Source organism: Mesorhizobium sp. (assembly GCF_005063415.1).
GTDB lineage: Bacteria > Pseudomonadota > Alphaproteobacteria > Rhizobiales > Rhizobiaceae > Mesorhizobium.
Genome location: NZ_SUEG01000292.1, coordinates 1 through 2,205, shown reverse-complemented (window position 1 = coordinate 2,205; position 2,205 = coordinate 1). Strand labels below are relative to the sequence as shown.

General features: G+C 58.5%; 3 protein-coding genes. All 3 read right to left on the bottom strand.

Annotation, left to right across the window (positions count from 1 at the left end; translation table 11 throughout):
* On the bottom strand, positions 1 to 862 hold an 862-nt coding region (locus E5W70_RS31900), incomplete at its 3' end, for an aminotransferase class I/II-fold pyridoxal phosphate-dependent enzyme (RefSeq protein ID WP_292665287.1).
* A gap of 61 nt (positions 863 to 923) precedes the next feature.
* Positions 924 to 1,652 carry an amino acid ABC transporter ATP-binding protein gene (locus tag E5W70_RS31895; RefSeq protein WP_366509778.1) on the bottom strand — a complete coding sequence of 243 codons (729 nt, stop codon included), beginning with the start codon at positions 1,650 to 1,652 and terminating at the stop codon, positions 924 to 926.
* Positions 1,653 to 1,715: 63 nt separating this feature from the next.
* Positions 1,716 to 2,205 (bottom strand): amino acid ABC transporter permease (locus E5W70_RS31890; RefSeq protein WP_292665283.1); only part of this gene is annotated, 490 nt, incomplete at its 5' end.

The following is a 2,205-nucleotide window of genomic DNA, read 5'->3' as shown; positions in this document are numbered from 1 at the left end:
CCATGAACGACGCCTGCATTGCGGCAAGGAGCTCGTCGCGGCGTTTTTTGTTCGCTACCGAAATTGTTGCTGAAGGAATGCCAGCCAGGTTGAAGGTTTTCGTCGGTGCGGTGCAGATGAACGACTTCTCCGCAGCATCGCTTGAAATGGACGAAAAGACGGTGTGGGGACGATCCGACAGCCTTATGTCGCAGTGAATGTCGTCGGATATGACCAAAAGTCCGTGGCGCTCACAAATGTCGTTCAGCGCTGCCAATTCTTCGAGTGTCCAGGCCTTTCCGGCAGGATTATGAGGATTGCAGAGCAGGAACGCCTTGGCGCCTCCGACCGCCAGTTTCTCGAAGTCTTCCAGATCGAGCTCATATCCGTTGTTTTGCAACCTCAGCCGGTTCGTAAGCAGAACCCGCCCATTACCCTGAATCACTTCGAAATAGGGTGAGTACACGGGCGACTGCACGATGACACCGTCACCGGCCTTCGTGAAGGTTCGCAGTATCGCAGCCACCGACGGCATGATCGCCGGTGCGGGAAGCAAGGTCTCCAGTTTCGGCGACCAGTTGTGCCGGCGCGCGAACCACGATTGCACGATCTCATAGTGGCGCGGATCGCGGCGCGTGTAGCCGTAAATGCCATGGTCCGCAGCCTCGCGCAGGCGCGCGATCACAGTTTCCGGGGCACGAAAATCCATATCCGCCGTCCATAGGGACAGCAGGTCCTGGCCCTCGACCTGCGGAGAGAACTCGTCCCACTGGTTGGCCCATTTGACGGATCCGAATTGCCGGCGGTCGTGGATTTGGTCGAAATCTATTCCCGCGATATTTCGTTGCCCAAGCGCCGATGCGGGCGTGTCTGCACAAGCCATTTGATAGTCACCTAAAAAATCTGTTGACACGGTTGCGGCCGCTTTGCCTGCGCAGACGTCCCTATTTGAGGATTTGCGCCAGAAACTGCCGTGCCCGTTCCGATCGGGAGTTGGTGAAGAACTGATGGGGCGTGTTGGTCTCGACGATCTCCCCGCGGTCCATGAACACCACGCGATCGGCCACCTCCCGCGCGAAGCCCATTTCATGCGTCACGCACAGCATCGTCATGCCTTCACTCGCAAGCGACACCATCGTGTCGAGCACCTCCTTGACCATCTCCGGATCGAGGGCAGAGGTCGGCTCGTCGAAAAGCATGATCTTTGGGTTCATGCAGAGAGCCCGGGCAATTGCAGCGCGTTGCTGCTGGCCACCCGACAACTGCCCTGGGTAGCTGTCCGCCTTCTCCGCAATTCTGACGCGATCGAGATAATGGCGCGCCAATTCCTCAGCCGCCGACCGCGACATCTTTCTCACCCAAAACGGCGCAAGCGTGCAATTCTCAAGCACCGTAAGGTGGGGAAACAGACTGAAGTGCTGAAACACCATCCCGACGTTGCTGCGCACTTCGTCGATCTTGCGCAGATCCCCGGTTACCGCCTCGCCGTCGACGATGATGTCGCCCGACTGATGCTCCTCGAGATGGTTGATGCAACGGATCATCGTCGACTTGCCCGACCCGGAGGGGCCGCAGATCACAATGCGCTGCCCCTGCCTCACCGAGAGGTTGATGTTCTTGAGCGCATGGTATGAACCGAACCATTTGTTGACGTCACGCAGTTCGATGGCCATCGCCTTGTCGTAGGGCGTTGCCTTCGTCGCTGTGTACATTGCTTGTGGCATCATCATTGCGTCCTAAGATTTGTGGCCGCGCGCCAATTGGCGCTCCATCGATTGCGAGTAACGGGACATGCCGAAGCAAAAGCCCCAGTAGACCAGTCCCGCAAAGAGGTAGCCGGTTGATGAGATCGTCGGGCCTGCCCAGTCCGGATCGACCCGCGCCGTTTCGACGGCCCTCAGGAAATCCGCGATGCCAACGATGGCGACCAGAGTCGTGTCTTTGAACAGACCGATGAAGGTCGAGACGATGCTCGGGATGACGATCGTCAACGCCTGGGGGAGGACGATCAGGCGCATCATGTCGAAGTAGCTGATCCCGAGCGCCTTGGCCGCTTCGTATTGGCCCTTCGGGATCGCCTGAAGGCCGGCCCTCACAACCTCGGCCATATAGGCGGACGAGAACAACGCTATCGCGATGAGCGGGCGCAGCAGACGATCAGGCGTCAGATAGTCCGGGACGAAGAGCGGCATCATGAAGTTCGCCATGAACAGCACCGTGATAAAC

Bases quoted from the DNA above. Each gene is read 5' to 3' on its own strand.
- E5W70_RS31895 (WP_366509778.1), bottom strand. From the start codon at position 1,652: ATGGCCATCGAACTGCGTGACGTCAACAAATGGTTCGGTTCATACCAT.